Origin of the sequence: Brevibacillus porteri (genome assembly GCF_003013475.1) — a bacterium.
Taxonomy (GTDB): domain Bacteria; phylum Bacillota; class Bacilli; order Brevibacillales; family Brevibacillaceae; genus Brevibacillus; species Brevibacillus porteri.
Map to the genome: position 1 here is coordinate 1 of NZ_PXZO01000064.1, position 18,123 is coordinate 18,123.

The 18,123-nt window shown below is 46.7% G+C and carries 22 protein-coding genes; all 22 read left to right on the forward strand.

All coding sequences use genetic code 11. The features are described 5' to 3' along the window. Positions 1-325 (forward strand): ArpU family phage packaging/lysis transcriptional regulator (locus C7R92_RS27565; RefSeq protein WP_106836351.1); only part of this gene is annotated, 325 nt, incomplete at its 5' end. Between the two features lie 803 nt (positions 326-1,128). Further along, positions 1,129-1,623: a hypothetical protein gene (locus tag C7R92_RS27580; protein ID WP_106836354.1), complete on the forward strand. Its 495-nt coding sequence runs from the start codon at positions 1,129-1,131 to the stop codon at positions 1,621-1,623. A gap of 219 nt (positions 1,624-1,842) precedes the next feature. After that, positions 1,843-2,409, forward strand: a complete 567-nt coding sequence (locus C7R92_RS27585; RefSeq protein ID WP_106836355.1) for a ParB N-terminal domain-containing protein — start codon at positions 1,843-1,845, stop codon at positions 2,407-2,409. Continuing rightward, on the forward strand, positions 2,396-3,439 hold the full coding sequence (locus tag C7R92_RS27590; protein WP_106836356.1) for a DNA cytosine methyltransferase: 1,044 nt from the start codon (positions 2,396-2,398) through the stop codon (positions 3,437-3,439). The genes C7R92_RS27585 and C7R92_RS27590 overlap by 14 nt, the downstream gene beginning before the upstream one ends. 141 nt (positions 3,440-3,580) lie before the next feature. Beyond that, the gene (locus C7R92_RS27595; RefSeq protein WP_106836357.1) at positions 3,581-3,799 is read left to right on the forward strand and encodes a hypothetical protein; all 219 of its coding nucleotides are present in this window, start codon (positions 3,581-3,583) and stop codon (positions 3,797-3,799) included. Positions 3,800-4,563: 764 nt separating this feature from the next. Beyond that, positions 4,564-5,385, forward strand: a complete 822-nt coding sequence (gene terS, locus C7R92_RS27600) for a phage terminase small subunit (RefSeq protein ID WP_106836358.1) — start codon at positions 4,564-4,566, stop codon at positions 5,383-5,385. Then, a complete protein-coding gene (locus C7R92_RS27605; RefSeq protein WP_244195845.1) occupies positions 5,366-6,781 on the forward strand; it encodes a terminase large subunit domain-containing protein in 1,416 nt (471 codons plus the stop codon). Before terS ends, C7R92_RS27605 begins: the two co-directional genes overlap by 20 nt. A gap of 24 nt (positions 6,782-6,805) precedes the next feature. Beyond that, positions 6,806-8,353 carry a phage portal protein gene (locus tag C7R92_RS27610; RefSeq protein WP_106836360.1) on the forward strand — a complete coding sequence of 516 codons (1,548 nt, stop codon included), beginning with the start codon at positions 6,806-6,808 and terminating at the stop codon, positions 8,351-8,353. Continuing rightward, on the forward strand, positions 8,350-9,258 hold the full coding sequence (locus tag C7R92_RS27615; RefSeq protein ID WP_106836361.1) for a minor capsid protein: 909 nt from the start codon (positions 8,350-8,352) through the stop codon (positions 9,256-9,258). The genes C7R92_RS27610 and C7R92_RS27615 overlap by 4 nt, the downstream gene beginning before the upstream one ends. 54 nt (positions 9,259-9,312) lie before the next feature. Further along, a complete protein-coding gene (locus C7R92_RS27620; protein WP_106836362.1) occupies positions 9,313-9,525 on the forward strand; it encodes a ribosomal-processing cysteine protease Prp in 213 nt (70 codons plus the stop codon). Then, a complete protein-coding gene (locus C7R92_RS27625; protein WP_106836363.1) occupies positions 9,522-10,214 on the forward strand; it encodes a phage scaffolding protein in 693 nt (230 codons plus the stop codon). The genes C7R92_RS27620 and C7R92_RS27625 overlap by 4 nt, the downstream gene beginning before the upstream one ends. 16 nt (positions 10,215-10,230) lie before the next feature. Next, positions 10,231-11,205 (forward strand): phage major capsid protein, encoded by a 975-nt coding sequence (locus C7R92_RS27630; RefSeq protein ID WP_106836364.1) that lies wholly within the window; start codon positions 10,231-10,233, stop codon positions 11,203-11,205. Positions 11,206-11,227: 22 nt separating this feature from the next. Then, complete coding sequence (locus C7R92_RS32455) at positions 11,228-11,401, forward strand: hypothetical protein (protein WP_167403235.1); 174 nt, start codon at positions 11,228-11,230, stop codon at positions 11,399-11,401. Continuing rightward, positions 11,382-11,699, forward strand: a complete 318-nt coding sequence (locus tag C7R92_RS27635; RefSeq protein WP_106836365.1) for a DNA-packaging protein — start codon at positions 11,382-11,384, stop codon at positions 11,697-11,699. The genes C7R92_RS32455 and C7R92_RS27635 overlap by 20 nt, the downstream gene beginning before the upstream one ends. Then, a complete protein-coding gene (locus C7R92_RS27640; protein ID WP_106836366.1) occupies positions 11,687-12,073 on the forward strand; it encodes a hypothetical protein in 387 nt (128 codons plus the stop codon). Before C7R92_RS27635 ends, C7R92_RS27640 begins: the two co-directional genes overlap by 13 nt. Next, a complete protein-coding gene (locus C7R92_RS27645) occupies positions 12,073-12,567 on the forward strand; it encodes an HK97 gp10 family phage protein (RefSeq protein WP_106836367.1) in 495 nt (164 codons plus the stop codon). Before C7R92_RS27640 ends, C7R92_RS27645 begins: the two co-directional genes overlap by 1 nt. Next, complete coding sequence (locus C7R92_RS27650; RefSeq protein WP_106836368.1) at positions 12,560-13,054, forward strand: hypothetical protein; 495 nt, start codon at positions 12,560-12,562, stop codon at positions 13,052-13,054. The genes C7R92_RS27645 and C7R92_RS27650 overlap by 8 nt, the downstream gene beginning before the upstream one ends. Further along, positions 13,017-13,202 (forward strand): YqzN/YkzM domain-containing protein, encoded by a 186-nt coding sequence (locus C7R92_RS27655; RefSeq protein WP_015891807.1) that lies wholly within the window; start codon positions 13,017-13,019, stop codon positions 13,200-13,202. The genes C7R92_RS27650 and C7R92_RS27655 overlap by 38 nt, the downstream gene beginning before the upstream one ends. Beyond that, on the forward strand, positions 13,203-14,618 hold the full coding sequence (locus C7R92_RS27660) for a phage tail sheath N-terminal beta-sandwich domain-containing protein (protein ID WP_106836369.1): 1,416 nt from the start codon (positions 13,203-13,205) through the stop codon (positions 14,616-14,618). Positions 14,619-14,629: 11 nt separating this feature from the next. Continuing rightward, on the forward strand, positions 14,630-15,031 hold the full coding sequence (locus C7R92_RS27665) for a phage tail tube protein (RefSeq protein WP_015891805.1): 402 nt from the start codon (positions 14,630-14,632) through the stop codon (positions 15,029-15,031). 36 nt (positions 15,032-15,067) lie between these two features. Then, positions 15,068-15,499, forward strand: coding sequence for a phage tail assembly chaperone (locus C7R92_RS27670; protein WP_106836370.1), 432 nt, complete (start codon positions 15,068-15,070; stop codon positions 15,497-15,499). Between the two features lie 197 nt (positions 15,500-15,696). Further along, positions 15,697-18,051, forward strand: coding sequence for a phage tail tape measure protein (locus C7R92_RS27675; protein ID WP_106836371.1), 2,355 nt, complete (start codon positions 15,697-15,699; stop codon positions 18,049-18,051). Positions 18,052-18,123 lie beyond the last annotated feature (72 nt).

Here is an 18,123-nt window from a genome sequence, read left to right on the forward strand (position 1 = left end):
TGTTGTCAAAGCATTAAAAGAGTATAAAGCCCTTCGTGTTGCTGTACAAAATAAACAGGAGCGACAGGAAAAGGGCATTGATCAACTGTTTCCACGGCTTCAAAAGTCTGAGTCCATGAATGAGTTGAAAGCACGGCAGATCGAAAGGGCTTTGCAGTATTCGTTGGATGAAGTAGAGCGTCAGATCATTGAAGAGAAGTATCTCAGCACATCACGGGTAAAAGACATTAACATTTATCTTGAAATGGGATTGGACAAGGATAGGTATTACGAAAGCAAAAAAGAAGCTATTGCTCAAATTGCAAAGGCACTCGGTATGATCTGAGTGCCTTATTTTTTCAAAAAAGCTCCGATAAAATCCCGACAAAATACGGGACAAAATCACCGATAAAAGGCAGGACGATTTGAATTTGGATAATCGGTAATCTTGAGTCAAGAGCAGGCGACACCAGCTCTTGGGAGATACCGCCTATCCCTTATCAATGGTGTACCTGAGCGAATCTATGGGTGATGACGAATGTGACCTTACGAGAGGGGGACATTCTGAGCCTGAACGCGCTAGTCTTGCGATGATCGTAGCAGGGAACCATGCAATTATTTTTCATTGTATGCATTACTGCGGTTTTCAAGTTTTGGGAACCCCTCTCGGAGCTTTAGGAAATCGCGAATTACTCTGCTGGGATTTACCGGACAGGGGATTATGCGAGGCATACGGCTCCGGCCTCTCGCCCCTTGTCCGGTATCTCTCATATTCTTCTTCGCTAACCCTGTCAAAGAGTGCAGAGGCTTTTTTCCGGTAAGCAGGGGCAAATGCTTACTGATTGTTCTGCAATGCCTCCTAAAGCCTGTGACCGCAGTAGGCGTAAGGATTGGCTCGCGGCGGAGGCCCCTGCAAAAAAGAGTGGGGCTTTTGATATAGACAAGCACCTGCCATTACCTCAGAATGGAAGTATAGGGGGTGATATTTTGCCAGAAATTTATCTAGGAATTTCGATACCTGATATTGTTGCTAGTTCGAAAACTATTCTTCCAACTGTCGCAGGGGTTATTGTCACAGTGATACTAATAAGAAATAGTTTAAATTAAGCACCCACGCGGTGCTTTTTTCATGGAGGTGGGTGAAATGTAGTGCGTCAGTTCATTGATCAGACAACAGGAGAAATATACTACACGGAGGAAGTACTGCGCCGGTCGGACGAGATTGTAAAAGTTTTTCGTCCAGTTGGTCGTAGCTCAAAATTCGTGAAGATAAAAGCCAGCCAAAAGGCAAAGCGACGGCTCCGAAAGCTGTCACTCGCTGAGGCTGGCTTTTTGTTGAAGATCGCTCCTTATGCCAGCGAGGGAACTAACCTCTTGCAAGGCGACAATGAGCGCGGGAAAAAGGGGACGCCACTTACTGTCAAAGACCTTGCCCGCATCGCAGACTGTTCCTATCAAACAGCACGCAAGATCGTTAAGACATTCATTGAGCTGCACATCATGCGTCGAACCGACTTGGAAGGACGGTCAGCATTAGCTATCAACCCCCTGTATTCTCTCAACGGGAAGACAGCCGAAGCGTGGCTCCTGCACCTATTCAGCCAGGAGATCACAGAGGCAGGCGAAGACCCAAATTTGGACTAGGGGGTCGCCAGAAGCCAACAGGCAGCCAAAGCATATGGCTCTAAGCTTCAACCTCATTTTTTGCGGTGAAACAATACATATACTTTTCCGCTTGAATAGTAGTCGTTTGATTACACCCCCAAAACACGTAACCAGCCCTACAGCATCAAGGCATGCAGCAATTCAAGGGCTGGCAATATTCTTTATTCTTACTTTATTGCCACGAAGGAGCTGAACAGCTTGGACATACGGAAAATACCAGTCTCTAAAATTAACCCGGCCCCTTATAATCCCCGTGTGGATTTGCAACCGGGCGACATCGAATACGAGAAGCTGAAACGATCGATTGAGGAATTCGGTTGCGTCGAAACGCTCGTCTGGAATGAACGGACCAGTAACTTGGTCGGAGGTCACCAACGGTTTAAGATTCTGGTGAATGAGCTGGGATCCACGGAGGTAACAGTTTCCGTTGTTGATCTGGATGACATCCGAGAGAAGGCGCTCAATATCGCACTAAACAAGATCAGCGGTGCTTGGGATGAGGAAATGCTCGCCCAGGTGCTGGCGGAGCTCCAAGATAGTGAACTGGATCATGCGATTACGGGCTTCGATGATAAAGAAGCAGCAGACCTCATTGCACAATTCACTTTCAAAAGCGATGAAGACACGGAGTTTACCAACGAGGAACTGGACTTGGATGAATTTGCTGAGGACAAATTCGATTGTCACTGCCCGCGGTGTGGCTTCGTCTTCAAGCCCAAAGACCCCAATCCATCCGTTGCGGAGAGCGACCATGATACGGCCTGAGTGGGACTGGAGCCTTTCTGATTTAGCGTCCGTTCCCAAGAACGGGCGAAAAGTCTTTTCCTGCTTCTCGTGTGGTGGCGGTTCAACCATGGGTTACAAACTGGCAGGGTACGAAATATTGGGCAACGTCGAGATTGATCCGCAAATGATGGCACTGTACAAACGGAATCAGGACCCGAAGTACCCGTTTCAAATGCCCATTCAGGATTTCAAGAACATCCCTAATGAACAACTACCGGCAGAGCTCTTTGATCTGGACATCTTAGATGGCTCCCCTCCATGCAGCGTGTTTTCTACATCTGGAAAGCGCGAGAAGAAGTGGGGCAAGGAACATCATTTTAGAGAAGGTCAAGCAAAACAGAAGCTTGATGATCTATTCTTCGATTTCTTGGACGTGGTTGAGAAGTTACGCCCGCGGATAGTGGTTGCGGAGAACGTTAGGGGAATGATCATTGGATTAGCGAAAGGGTATGTGTCTTTGGTAGCCAAGCGGTTCCGTGAAATGGGGTACGAACCTCAATTATTCCGACTCAATTCAGCAACAATGGGTGTGCCTCAGAAGAGAGAGCGCATCTTTTTTATTGCTCGGAGAAAGGACTTGGAGCTTTCTGATCTGGCACTTGAATTCAAAGAACGACCTACTCTCTACAAGGAGATACGATCAGGAAGAGGAAGGCCGCTTGAGCCAAATACCAGGACGTACAAGCGTTGGTTGAAAAGAAGACCGATTGATACGAGTTTCGGGGACATTACGGAACGAGTGGAAGGCAAGGTAAGCAATTTCAACTCCATCCTTGTTCATAATGATCGAGTTCCTAATACTGTCGCAAGTAATTCCTGCTTCATTCGCTATGATGAGCCACACTACATCAGCGACTCGGACATCATCCGAATTCAGACGTTTCCAAAAGACTATGACTTCCTGGATGCTGACGTGCAATATGTCTGCGGAATGTCTGTCCCTCCGGTAATGATGAAGAACATTGCTCAAGAAATTTACAAGCAATGGCTGTATAACCTTCCTGCTTAAATAGCAAAAGGGAGACGCGTGAACGTCCCCCCCATGCAACCAGGTCACCCCGGCTGAGATAGTGGAAACCCGTGCGCACGGAATCCAAAAGCCACTATCTCGCTATCCATTCTATCATGGAAAGCCGAGGGTGTCACAGCTATGAATAACAATGAAATTGACAAGGAAGTATTGCTTTTACAACATGAAGCCGAAAAATTGCAGCAGGTCATGGAGTCGAGAGCTCAGTATCGTAAGGTAGTACAAGCAGCTATCGCTCAGTGGATCAAAGAGCTGAAGGCTGGCGAGATTAAGATAAGTACTGTAGACGATTTCCGAAAGCTCGTAGAGTTGGACTTGGAGTTGCTCAAAGGCGAGTAAGGTGGCGTCAATTAAGTAGCCACGTATTATTCGAGTGAGTACCCATCCAGCTACTTTCAGAATGACAGAAATGAATCTGTCCTTACTTTGGGTCTTAGTTTTAGCTTGATTGTTTTGCATAATAGAATCAATCTCCTTCATAATTTTTGTCTTCCCCGAGTAACAATCGAGATGAGTAGGCTTTTTGTTGTGAAGAAAATGAAATTTTGTCTTCAAGGCGAAAGCTCGCCTCCTTCCAATAGTGAAATGTCGCAACAGAGAGCCGTTTGTGACTTGCAGCGGGAAAAAAATTTTTCTTTTCTCTACTTGGAGAAGTCAAAGCCAGGGAGGTAATTCTATCTGTCTGGCTAAAACAACACAGACTCTACTGCGCAGGAGGCTGTCTGCTAACGTTTGGTAGTCGAATGGCTATTAGTGGGCGAATAAACCTACAAAACGCAAAAAAGAGGCAATTCTGATGGTCTCGTGATGACCTGAATTTGCCCACTGAGGTGGAACTTTTTATGCAAGTTTTATGCAGCCTCGACCTCGGGAAATAAGCGAAAAGCCAATGAAATCAACGCTGCATATTCATACAAGCAAGGATGCAGAGTCAAAAATTATACGGAGCCATTGGGAACTCAACAATTCCATGGCTTCTTTCTTTATACCACTGAGTCCGATAGCGGTTATTATGTCAACAGTTTTACGGTGTGAATGCATAAGGTATTCATTTCTGGCATGCTTCGATTCCATCCAAATCAAAGGCGGTGAGGTGAGATGTAATGGCAAGAGAACGAAGCCCAAACCGTGACAAGGCATTCGAGTTGTGGCAGGAGAGCAGCGGAGAAATGCCGTTGAAAGAGATTGCCCAAAAGTTGGGTGTATCTGACTCTCAAGTTCGCAAGTGGAAGAATCAAGACAAATGGGACGAGAATCTCAAAGGTAACGTTACCAATGGGAAAAGTAATGTGACCAATGAATCGAAAGGTAACGTTACCACTCGCGGCGGAGCGCCAAGGGGAAACAAAAACGCCCTGGGTAATCGCGGCGGACATGGTGCCCCCAAAGGAAACAGGTATGCTGTTGGCAACAATGGCGGCGCACCAATACGGAATCAGAACGCCATTAAAACAGGTGAGTATGAAACTATCTGGCTTGATACGCTCGACGATGAGGAGCGCGAACTATACGAGCAAATTGACCTTGATCCACTGGCTCAAGCAGATGAGCAGATACGTTTTTTTAGCATCAGGGAACGCCGGATGATGAAGCGTATCAAGCGATTCACAGAGGGATTAACGGATGTGCAAAGGCGAGTACTGCAACAGTTGAAGACCACTAAGGAGATCGTACCCATTACCGATCCAAAGACAGGAAACACCACTACGATGACTGTCACCCATGATCGAATGATGGAAACGGAAATTGAAGAAACTGTACTCCCTGCCATCCAACGCATTTTGGAATTGGAAGATTCTTTGACGAGGATTCAAGACAAAAAGCTAAAGGCAATCCAGTTTAAGGCTCAACTATTGAGCAATGGGGGCGGTCCTGAAAAGCAGATCACCGTCCGGAGGTGGTCGCGTGACAAATCTAGCCCTTGAACTCGATCTTGATCCATTCGATGGCTGGACACCTCATCCGAAGCAAATCGAAGTTATGGAATGCGATGCCCGAAACGTAGTCATGAACTGCGGTCGTCGCGGTGGTAAAACGAACGTGGGGGCGCGGAAGTTTTTCGATAAAGTCCTATCAGATATTGAGGCAGACAAAGGCTTGCCATACAAGCCCCCTCGAAATCTGAAAGTGATGAAGAAGCCTAAGCCAAGGCTTGAATACTGGTGTGTGTCTCCGACCTATTCCATGTCAGAAATTCAGCAGGAAGAGCTGGGAGCGGTCATTCCAGAGGAAATGATCGAGAGCTGGGATTTATCCAAGAATCGGGTGTGGCTGAAAGGGTACATTCTCATTCAGTTTAAATCTGCCGACAACCCAAAGACACTAGTTGGTAAAGGGTTGGACGGAGTATGGCTTGATGAGGCTTCCAAGATGAAGGAGCAGACATGGAGTGGATATCTCTCTTATGCTCTCGCTGATAAAGGCGGCTGGAGCGTTTGGACGACGACGCCAGAGGGAATGAACTGGTTTTACCATGACATCGTTTTGAATGGCCAGCATACGCAGGCAGGCGGTCAACTGGACGAATATCGCAATGATCCAGAGTGGAGAAATTTTTACTGGACGAGTAAGGACAATCCGCTGCCAGAATTACAAAAGAATATTCAGCGCATGATCGAGACCATGCCGAAACGATATGTGGACCGGGAGATTTTCGCCCGGTTCGATGTGTTTTTTGGGCAGGTCTATGAGGAGTTTGACCGCTCGATACATGTTGTACCGCGCGCGCTTTGCGAGCAGAAGTTCAAAGACGGACATTTTGTGCACATTGAGGCAGGTAAGGACTGGGGCTTTACAAACCCTGGTGTTACTCTCGTCGGGGCAATGACAGCCAACGGAGAGCTATGGATTGTTGATGCCATCTACAAGGCTCAGATGGAGATTCTTGTTCCCGGCAGCTCAGATTGCTGGGTGGCTCAAGACAAGGAACTCATGAAGAAATGGAAGATCAAGTTGTTTTGGTGCGACTCAGAGAACGCCAGCAACATCAAGACGTACCTGACCAATGGTTTGCCAGCCAGGGCAGCACAGAAGCACTTGAAAGAAGGGATACGGGCTGTCTCCATTCTGTTCAAAGTGAAGAGTGACAACGGCAGGCCAAACATCTTCATTTCTGATCACTTGAAAGAAGTCATCCAAGAGTTGACCAACTATCGTTATCCAGAGGGTACTACTGGTGATAGTGCTGAGGTGCCATTAAAAGAAAATGACCATGCAATGGATTCATTGCGATATCTGGTTTGGAACAGCAAAGTGTTCCGCCAGTTTCTTATCAGTCGTTTCAAAGTTATCCCTTGGAAAATACCTGAAAAAGACTCATGAGAAAAATGAAGGGGGTGAGAAATCATGCAAACGATGCTCTTGGAGCAGTTTTATGAAGAAAATAAAGCCAACAATTCGTGGCGGTGGGTATCAGACCTGATAAAAAAGCATCAGACGAAGGACTACTCGCTCATACGAAGGTATGTCGATGGAGACCAGGACATTCTCCACAAACAAGAGGAAAAGGGCAAGCCGAATAACAAAATCGTCTTAAATTTTGCTCGGAAAATTATCGACTTCGGTACTTCATACATTGCTAGTAACCCAATTCGCTATTCTTCCAATGAGGCAGGAGCAGACGTGGAAGAGTACGTTAAAAAGCTGCAGGCTGTCCTGATGGATAACGATGAAGAGAGCTTATCTTACGATATTATCGAGGACGGTTCGATCGATGGTGAGGTATTCGAATACTACTACTTTGACGAGGATGGACAGATTTGCATTACTGAGTTCAAAGTAGACGAGTGTATCGCTGTGTATGACACGACGGTTAAAGCAAAGCTGATTGCGGTTATTCGGTACTATACGATGACGGATGTTAGCAGAAACAACAAGACTATGTTGGTTGAAGTATACGATGAAAACGAGATTACTTACCTCCGACAAGAAGGGACTGCATTTGTTCTAGATATGAGCAGGGAACAAAATCCCGTCTCGCATAACATCACTGTCCGCGTAAAGAACCAAGATGGTAAGTTTCAGCAGAAGCCCGTTGTCCCTTGGACGCACTACGTCAATCGGCGTCGGAAACATCAGCAAAACCGCGATGATGGGATGGTTGAGGGGATGGGCGATCTTTCAGACCTGAAGCAGCTTATGGACGCGATTAACAAGGCTGTCACGGGTAAGGTAGATGTGCAGGAGTATTTCAAGAATCCAAAAGTCATTTTTGAAGATTTGGATCTTGATGATCTGCTCCTGTATGACGCAGAGGGAGAACTCATCACAGATGTAGAGGAGAAAAAACAGTATCTCGCTAAGATGTGGTCTACTTCTCAAATTCTTGTAGGCAAAAAAGCCGTTCCGGTCACGTGGGACCTACAGGACACTCATGAGGAAAACACTATCAACCGATTGATCGAAACGATTCTTGACCAAACTGGAACACCTCACCTGCGACCTGACCAAGTGGGGACAGCTCCATCCGGAATTGCTTTGAAGATCATCTTTTACCATGCCGACATTAAGGCGGGCATAAAGATGCGCCAGTACGGAAAAGGGTTTCGTAATCGAATTCGTATTCTTACTGGGATGCTGAATCAGAAATATAGAATGCAGTGGGATTACCAAGCTGTCGATGTGAAATTCAGTAAGAACATGCCAGTGAATGTGGTGGAAATGGTGGAAATCGTGACGAAACTGGTTGGTCAGTTGTCCCATGAGGAAAGGCTGGCGCTGCTACCGTTTGTGGATGATCCGCGGGCATCTCGTGAAAAACTGCTGAAAGAACAAGACGAAGAGGCCGAACGCAGAATGAAGATACTTGACCCGGACGCATTGGAAGATAAGGAGCCGGTAGATGATGACACGCCCCCTGACGATGAAAAGGGTTCAGAAGGTGACGCTGCATGAGCAGAGAGGAGCGTTACCAAGAGGAACTGGAAACGAGAATCGAAAAGCATGGAGTAAAATTAAAAAAGCTGTTCTCCAAAGCCAATAAAAGCATTGTACAAGAAATCACTGACCTCTACGCCCGATTTGCTGAAAGCGGAGAAGATCTAGTGTCCTTGATTTATAATGCTGCACGCCTCGACCTCATCATGACAAGTATAAAAACCATCTTGCACACCCTCCGTATGGAAGAAGAGCAGCAACTACGAATCACATGGGCGGAAGAGTACAAGGTCAGCCTGTTCCATCACCTCTATTTTCTTGAACAGGACGCACAAGTAGAGGTTCGACTTCCACAGATCAATACCGGGATGGTAATTGCTGCATTGGAGCGACCATGGAAAGGCAGGCATTTTTCCAAACGGATTCGCATGCGTACTGACCTGTTGGCGGCAGCCATGGAAGATGTAATCACTCAGGGGGCAACTCAGGGATGGGGTGTGACCCGAACAGCTAAGGAGATTACGAAAAGGACATCAGAGAGTTGGTCAAGCGCCCAACGCCTTGCTCGTACAGAACTAAACCGGGCTGCTGCCCAAGGGCAAACGATGGCCTACCAAGCCAATTCAGATATTGTAGGCGAAAAGGAATTTTGTGCCACGTTAGACAAGCGGACTTCTTCGGAGTGCCGCAAACTGGACGGCAAAAGGTATCCGCTTAATTATGATACAGTCGACAACCCAGGGCGTGAGGGTGAACGCATACCAAATCATCCAAATTGTCGATCGTACTGGCGGCCAGTAATGAAATCGAAGGTCTTGGAGACGCTGGAACGCGAGCGCTCTTACCGGATTGATCAGGAGAGAGGCTACACTTCAGCACGCACCTATAAAGAATGGGCAGAGGCAAAAGGATTGCCCCAGTAGCATCACGTTGAAATCGTGGTGTTTTTTTATTGCCTGAAAGGAGGCGAGATCGATGTGATCAAGATTCAAGCGTATCTGGACAACGGTGAAATGAAAATACATGCGGTGGGTCATGCCAATTATGCAGAGCATGGAAAGGACATTGTATGTGCTGGGGTTTCTACCATCATGCAAACCGCGTTGCTGGGGATTCAAGCAATAGCACAGCAATATCCTGAACATGTTTCACTTGAAATTCAAAACGAGGAAGGGGAAGAAACCAAATGAAAAAGCTCCAATCAAACTGGACCTTTAGGATGCAACGATTTAACGACGGAGGCGGTGCTGCTGGTGATGGAGGGAATGGAGGTGACCAAGGTGGACAGGCAGGGGATAACGGTGGTGGTACCGGAGCAGCTTCAGGTGCAAATGGGGGAGGTGGTCAAGCACCTGCAGGAGGCGATAAGGGCGGGGAAAGTAAACCTGCAGTAGCTTTCTCCTCAAAAGAGGAATACGATTCCGCCTTACAAGGAGCAGTCAGTGATTTCCTCAAAGGCTTGGGCATTGAGAAAGCTGACGATCTGAAAGGGATTGTTGATTCCCATAAGCAAAAGCAAGAGGCTGAAAAAACTGCGGAACAAAAGCTGGCTGAGCGGGAAACCGACCTGAAAAACGCGAATTGCACCATCCAATCTCTCCGCATTGAAAATGCCTTCACCTTGGAGGCAATCAAACAAGGGGTCGACCCGGATAAACTGTCCGATGTCATTCGTCTGGCTGATCTTTCTAAGGTCGAGGTGACGGATGCAGGCAAGGTTAAAAACATCGACAAACATGTTACTGAGTTAATCAGTTCTAAACCGTGGTTGAAGGCAGATGAAACACCGCGGGGAAATACTCCTGGAGCAAAGCCACCAGCCAATCAAAAGTCTACCATTCCAAATATCTCAGACCTGCGTAAATTGCAGCGCATCTAAAAGGGGGCAGTCATTCATGAATAGCATGGCATTAGTAAAACAAGCACCACTTCATTTCGATTTGCAAAGATTCAATGAGGGAGTAACGTTCAGCAGCAGCCTTAGCGGATTGATTCCGGAAGAGACATCTCAAGAGATCATCAAGGATGTAGTCCGGGGTTCGGCTATTTTGAAACTTTCCGAACTGGAACCAATGACAACAGCAACAAAAAAGATTCCAGTATTTCTGGATAAGCCTGGAGCTTACTGGGTAGGGGAGGGAGAACGTATCAAAACCTCGACAGCTTCCTGGACACAGGTTACATTGACCGCTAAGAAGCTGGCTGTCATCATTCCAATGACAAAGGAAGCGCTAGATCGCTCACGAATCGATGTGTTTGAAGAACTGAAGCCGTATATTGTTGAAGCATTCCATACTAAATTGGATGCAGCTACGATCATGGGGACGGAGTCACCGTTTACCTCTAACATCTTAGGGGCAGCTATCAATGTAGGGAACAGCTTTACTCGCGGTTCTGTCGCGGATCAAAATCTGGCCGATGATGTAAACAATGTCATGGCACTGATTGAAGCTGATGACCAAGAGCCACGAGCGTTTGCTGGGCATACCGGATTGAAGACATCCTTGCGCGGATTGAAAAATAGCCAAGGTGATCCTCTTTACCTTTCTTCTGTACGTGAAGGAGTAGCTGAAGATTCGCTGTATTCGCTGCCGATTGAGTACTGCAGAAATGGTGCTTGGGACAAAACAAAAGCTGACTTGATTGCTGGTGACTTCAAAAAGGCCAAGACAGGCATTCTTAAAAATATCGAGTATGAAATCTTACGTGAGGCGACTCTTCACTCAATTACTGGAGCAGATGGGAAGCCTCTTTCTCTTGCTGAGCAAGACATGGTTGCATTGAAAGCTACGTTCCAAGTTGCGTTCCTTGTAATCAAAGAAGGGGCATTTGCTGTCCTGCGTCCTACCGGATTTGTACCTACACCTTAATTATTGAAAGGAGCAATCGTTCATGAAAAAACCAAATGATATGCTGACAATCACTGGTGGCAAGGAGAAGAAAAAAATTAAAGTGACGCGGAAAGCATTTGAAGTAGTGTACGAACCATTGGGATACAAGCTGGAAGATGACCCTGTTGCAGATGAAGAGACGCCGGTGAATACCGATGGCAATCCTGACAAGTAGTGAGCTGATCGGATTTTATGCTGAATTTGCTTCGTGGGAACTGAGTCGTCTTGGTCCAGTCATTCTACGGGCAAATGTTTATGTAGAGGGACAGGTGACGGTACCTGATCCTGTTCCTCTCGAATTGAAACTGGCCGTTGCAATGGTGGTCAAAGACATGGCCCAAGATCGACGATTGAGCAGTACCAAGCAAGGGGATTATCAGGAGACGTTTTCCTATGTGAACAATGACCCAAAAGTCGAAGGTATCCTCAACAAATATCGGAAGAACAGGGGGCAGAAGCTGTGGATGATCTAACCGAATACAAGCGGCTTCTGTGCCACTCTTTTACCCTTCTGGATGTCGGCGGGGAACCTGACCCTTTCACTGGGGGAAAAGATCGCTCGGAATGGCTTCCTGTTGTTCAGAAAGTGCCCTGCAGGGTGTCCGGTTCCCCAGGTCGCATTCAGCAGCTTACGGGGCGACAGGCTACGCCTCAAGACTTTCTCATGCACACCTTGTACGCAAATTTAAGAGCTGGTATGCGAATCCAAATAGAGCAACCTGAATATGCTGGCAACCTGTATAAAACGGGATTATCATATCCGGTCTATGGCGCTGAAAGCTTACATCATTACGAAGTAGTGATTACAATGATCGATCCTGCTACAGGAGAGGAACCGGAAATCTGATGGCAAAGGTAGATAAGAAAGACCTGGAGCGTATGTACAAACGTTTGAAAAAGCATCACAAACGCGAAGCACAGGTTTCTATGGATCGGGTTGCCCGAATGGCAGGTATGCAGGTGTTGCGGGGAGCTCAAGATAGGGTTCCTGCACGGGACGGGATTCTTCGCGCCTCACTGATTATTGGTAGCAGGGAAAATATCTTTGACTTGGTGCTGGGTGGATTGCGAGCTGAAATCACTGTAGGTACCAACCTATCGTATGCGCGTTATGTGGAAGAAGGGTTCACTCAGAGGAAAGGGCAATTTGTGCCGGGATACTGGGATCGAGAAAAATTTATCTATGTCCCTGATCATCCAGAGGGCATGGTATTGAAAGGGAAGCGAGTTCCCGGTGTTCACTATCTTGCGAGATCAGTAGCAGAGGTCGAGTCAATCATGGACGAGTTGGTAAAAGAAGAGCTAGATGATTTAGCAAGGAGGCTGTTTCCCGATGGGTGATGATGTGCTGTCTGTACGACACTGGCTATTTTCCCTGACAGGTATCCAAACAGAGAATCTGAATGTACCCAAGGACTTTAAACGGCCTATGTGGTTTGTAGAAGAGCCATTTCGTATTCCAGAACCACGGCGTGCTGATGCCTACCGTGAGAAAGGGACAATGAACTTTGTTCTGATGGCAAAGGATGCTGAACAGCTTTTGTCTCTCTCGATAAGTGTCAGGCAAGACCTTGCAGATCGACGATGGACTCTTCCACTCTACGGCCCTAACAGGCAGCAGGTAGGTTATTTACGAGAATGTCGTTTGACCATGAGCAAGCCCGATAACCTCGATCGATCATTTGAGCTGAAATACACTGTTTATATCCCATATACCCCAGTGGTTTACGACCCGTTAGAAGCGATTCATAGACGTTACGATGAATCATTGAGGAAAGGAGGCAAGCCTCATGTCTCGCAAACAGGAGCAAGAAAAACCAACTTATAAAAAAGAGCAAATCTTGAAGGTAGCAGAGCAAAAGTTCGGGTTAAACCGAACGGAAGCCATTGCTACCTTTTTTGATGCACCAGACGAAATGACTGTCGATCAGGCAGAGGAATTCGTGAAGAAATTCAAGGAAAGGACGGTGAAGTAAATGGCTGGACAATATCAGTTGGGAGAAAACAAGGTCTTATCCGGTGTCTACTCCTTTTTGAAGTCATTCATCAAAGAGCAAACGACAATTGGCAATCGTGGAAAGCTTGCATTACCAATCGTCGCGGATTGGGGACCGATCGGGGAATTTGTAACAGTCCGATCTAAGGCTTCCGCTGAGAAAATCTTCGGGGTCACAGAAGCATTTCATTTGATTTGGGCAGCTAACCCTTATCCAACAGAGGTCTTGCTATATCGCGTGGCAGGGGATAATGCGGCTGTCGCAAGTGTGACTTTGAAGAGTGCTGCAACCGAAGTTCTACTTGTGGAAGCCAAGTACAAAGGCGAGGCAGGCAACAATTTGAAAGTCGTAGTGCAGCCAAGCTTGTTGGATGCTACCAAAACAGAGTTGCTGATCTATCGGGGAGCGGAGCTGGTGGACAGTCGGGCAGCGAAAACGGTGGATGCGCTGGTTCAGGCTTTCAGTGATAGCGAGTTTGTTGTCTTGAAAAAGATAGCTGATACGCTTCCCGAATCAACGGCAGGTGTAAGTCTGACTGGAGGTAACAGCGGAACAAGCGTAGAGGCGACAAAATATACCGCCTATCAAAGCGCGTTGGCTACTCAAAAAGGCAAGTACAGTGTGTTTACGCTTGGGATTGCTGATCCTGCCCTAAATGGGGCAGCGGAAGACTGGGCTAAACAGCAAAACGCGGTGGGCAATTACATCAAGTTTGTTTTCGGCGGCGATGCAACAAGGGATAGAAACAAGCAAACCATCATGAAAGCATCTACGGATGTGAACCACATGGCTATTGTCAATGTAGGAAGTGGAGCACGTTGGAAAGGCAGCACCTATGCGAGTTCAAAAGTGGCAATTTACATTGCATCCCTGATGGCTTCACTACCTCTTAATTACACGATGGCATTGTATATTACCCCGTTCGAATCCTTAACGCATGAGTGGGACCCGGATACAGACTTAATCGAAATGGTACAAGCTGGCGTACTCATGCTGAACATGGACAATCGGCAGGTTATCATCCAGGAGCCTGTAAATACCCTGACTATTCCGGGGCCTGATCAGTCAAAAGATTACGGTAAGATTCGGGTGGCTGACACCTTCCACACGATTCTCCATGCCGAAGAAGAAGCAGGCAAGGAGTGGATTCGTCAGCAGCCAAACATCAACAGTCCTGCCCGCCGCGCTGCCTTTTGCCAGATGATGAAGCAAGAGGTTTTCAGACCCCTTGCCACGCTGGAAGTGATCGCTAATGATTATGAGTTTATCGAAGACCCGGAATATCACGGGGAGGACCCGATTTACACAACTGCGCGTAATGCTGGTCATTTCATTGCTGGCTTCCGCCATCAAGATGCACTCGAAAAAATTTATATCTACAACAAAGCGAAGTGAGGTGATACAGCATGAAAGAAACGTATTCCGGTACCCATGGGCATTTTTACGACCAAAATGGAAGGGAACTTCCCGAGTGCATTGGCTTCGAGCTCTCTGAGGAATTTGAGAAGGGAGAAAGTAAGAGGGCTGGGCAGCTTCGTAAAAGACATCGTGTGCTTGCATCATCCGTTAGCATGACAGCTACGTTTGAACGTACATCGGATATCCAGCAACTCATCATGGAAATCGCGGCAAACCCCGAAAAGAAAGTGAATTTCATTGGGGAACTCGACGACAAAGTTGCTGGTAAGTATCGAGTTGCAGTGACTGGTTTTTGTCCTGACTCACTGTCATTAGCAAAATGGAGCCACGGTGAACTTGATGAAGATACGTCTCTCGAAGGAACAGTTGACGATTACGAATTCATCTAATATATACGGGGCGACCGCCAAAGAGGAGGCAGTGTAATGAGTGAATTTTTGACCATGGAAGAATTTTTGACGATGAATACTCAAGCCGAAGAAAAAGGGGAATGGGATTGGAAACGCAATAAAGTGAAGCTGCCGATTCGCTCTGTACCCGGCGATGTGTATTACAAAGCTCGCAAGAATGCCATCAAAGTATCAGTTACTGGAAAAAAGAGCAAGGCCGAACGTAAAGTCGATTTTGATGACCTTCGCTATAAGGCTGAAATCATCATTGCCGGAATTGACACGGAACGTACCAACTTCCGTATCGACTCGCAACAGGTGCTCGCGAAGTTCGGAAAAATAGCCGCCATCGATGTCGTCCCTTGCATTTTCCGTCCAAACGAAATCGACTCGTTGTTCGAGGCGATCGCTGAAATCAGTGATTTCGCTGAAGATGAGGAGGCGGAGGAAGCAGTAAAAAACTCATAAAAGAGAGCCCTGATCTGGCTCTCTATTCTTATATTTGGCAGGAAAAAGGCATGGTGCCATCTGTAATCCTGAACTTGCCGGAACGAGAGAAACAATTTGTACTTGTTTCAACAGCTTTGGAGATAGAGAAAAAGGCAGAACAAGCGAGAAAAATGGAACAAGCAAAACGGCGCGGCAAGGGAAGGAGGAGATAGCGGATGGCAGTGACGACCACTTTAGAATTTCAAGATAAAATGACTCGACAGCTAGCCAATCTCCTCCGAAGTATCCGAGCACTTCTGAATGGCTTAGATGATATTGAAGATGCTGCTGAAGATGTAGAAGATATCTTGGATGATCTGCTTGACGATTTTGACCCTGGACCAATCGAAGATTTGGACGATGCGATCAGTGAGGCTGAACGTGAGGCAGAACGACTCAGGCGGGAATTGGAGCGTATTCAACGAGCTGAAGATGATATTGACACTCAGGACATTTCAAGATTAGAGCGCGCCTTACGTGACGCTGCTAGAGCTGGGGACCAGGCATCTGAGTCTTTGGATCATGTCGAAGCAGCGGCAGGACATTTGGAGGAAATTGGCGGACTGGCAACAGCGGGCGGCGCGGTCATTACAGCGGGATTGTCGGCCGCTGCTATTGGAGCACAAGACATGAATCAAGCTCTTGGTATTCTTCAGGCGAATGTAGGTGCTACTGACGACGAAATGATAAGCATATCCGAGTCTGCAAAAGGACTTTTCGCGACTGGTTTGGTAGAGACGCCAATGGAAGCAGCAGAGGCTTATGGACGGCTGCGTCAGTTACTAGAAGGGACGGACGAACAGATTGAAAAAGTGGCTGAAGGAGCCCTTTCTCTTGAAAAGGCGTCTTTTGGTAGTCTCGATCAAGTAAGTACTGCTAGAGCTCTGGATATGATGCAAGAACAATGGGCAAAAGATCCGATTAAAGGGTTGGATATGATTACAGCAGCGTATCAACGGGTAGGGGACAAGGCTGAAGATCTGCTTGATACCATTTGGGAATATTCGCCGCAATTTAAAGAGGCAGGGTTAAGTGCAGAGCAAATGATGGGCATGTTCGTAGCTGGAGCTGAGGCTGGTGCTCTGAATTTTGATAAGCTAGGTGATGCATTCAAAGAGTCGTTCGGTATTCGATTGAACAAGGCTCTGGATGAAAACGCACTTGGGTCTCTTGAGGAAATTTACGGTGAGAAAAAGCTATTCAAAATGCTCGACCAAATCAAGGCAGGTGGCAAAGAGGCTGAACAAGCAATTTTTGCTATAACTGCTGGGATAGCTTCTATTAAAGATCAGAAGTTGCAAGACGAAGTCTTAGGTAACGTTTTTGGAACACAGTTTGAAGATGCGGGACGGGACGCTATCAAATCTATGTTTAACGCTGGGCCACTCGAAGATTTTGCAGGAAAAACAACAGAAATAGCTGGCCAAGTTTCGAATGACTGGCAAGCGATGGCAAATGAAATGAAGTTGGCACTTTATCCGATAGGAGACTCCGTATTAGATGTCGCAAAACCAATCGTTAGCTTGCTTGCAAAGATTGCAAAATGGATAGGGACTTTTACACAAGAGCACCCTTTTATCACGAAGGTAGCTGTTTCGTTTTTAATGGTGGTTGCAGCTCTTGCCATGATAATTGGCCCAATCGTACTGCTGGCCGGACTTTGGACACCAATTACAGTTGGATTACAAGCAGCAAGCGCTGCAATGAGTGTCTTTGGTATCTCGTCAATTACTGCATTATGGCCGATTCTCCTGATAATCGCAGCAGTCATTGCGTTGATTGCTGTTGGCTGGTGGCTCTATGAAAACTGGGACATGGTCAGCGCTTATTTGGTAGCAGGGTGGGAATGGGTAAAAGCAGCAGGAATTGCAGTTTGGGAAGGACTCTCTGCTTACTTTGGAATGGTCATCGATTTTTGGAAAGGGCTGTTCACTGCATTCATTCAGTTTTTAACTGGCGATTGGTCGGGGGCATGGGAGACAATTAAGGAAACTTTTTTCAACGCCTTTACTACGATAGACGGCTGGTTTGATGGGTGGATAAGTGGCTTGTTTGATAGCGGCAAAAAAATCATACTGACAATCGTTGACGGGATCTTATCTGTTAAGGACGAAGTAGCAAATGCTATTGCCAGTGCATTAGAATGGGCTGATCAATTCCTACCGCATTCGGATGCTGAGCTAGGTCCCTTTTCTCGCTTAACAGCTAGTGGGATGGCTATTCCTGAAACTATGGCAATCGGTGTGGAAGCCTCGGGTGAATCATTAGCTGCAGCGTTAGATAGCACTTTTAGTCAGGTTCCAAGTTATACACCTTCAATAACAAGCGGAGCTCAGGCACAGTATACAAGCCCAAATGAGCAGCCAACTCCTTGTTATATTGACTTCCGCCCCACTATTCAAATGACTGTGCAATCAACAATGGAGAATTCTGAGGAAGAATTAGAGAGGCTATGTGAGAAGATGGCAGATTTGCTTGCACAAAAAATAGGACACGTATTAGCAGGTACAGGTTCTATCGTACTTGAATAAGAGGAAATGTATTCTCATACGGAAGCTTTCACGTGTTATAATCTTCCATATACAACAGAATCGGCTCCTCAA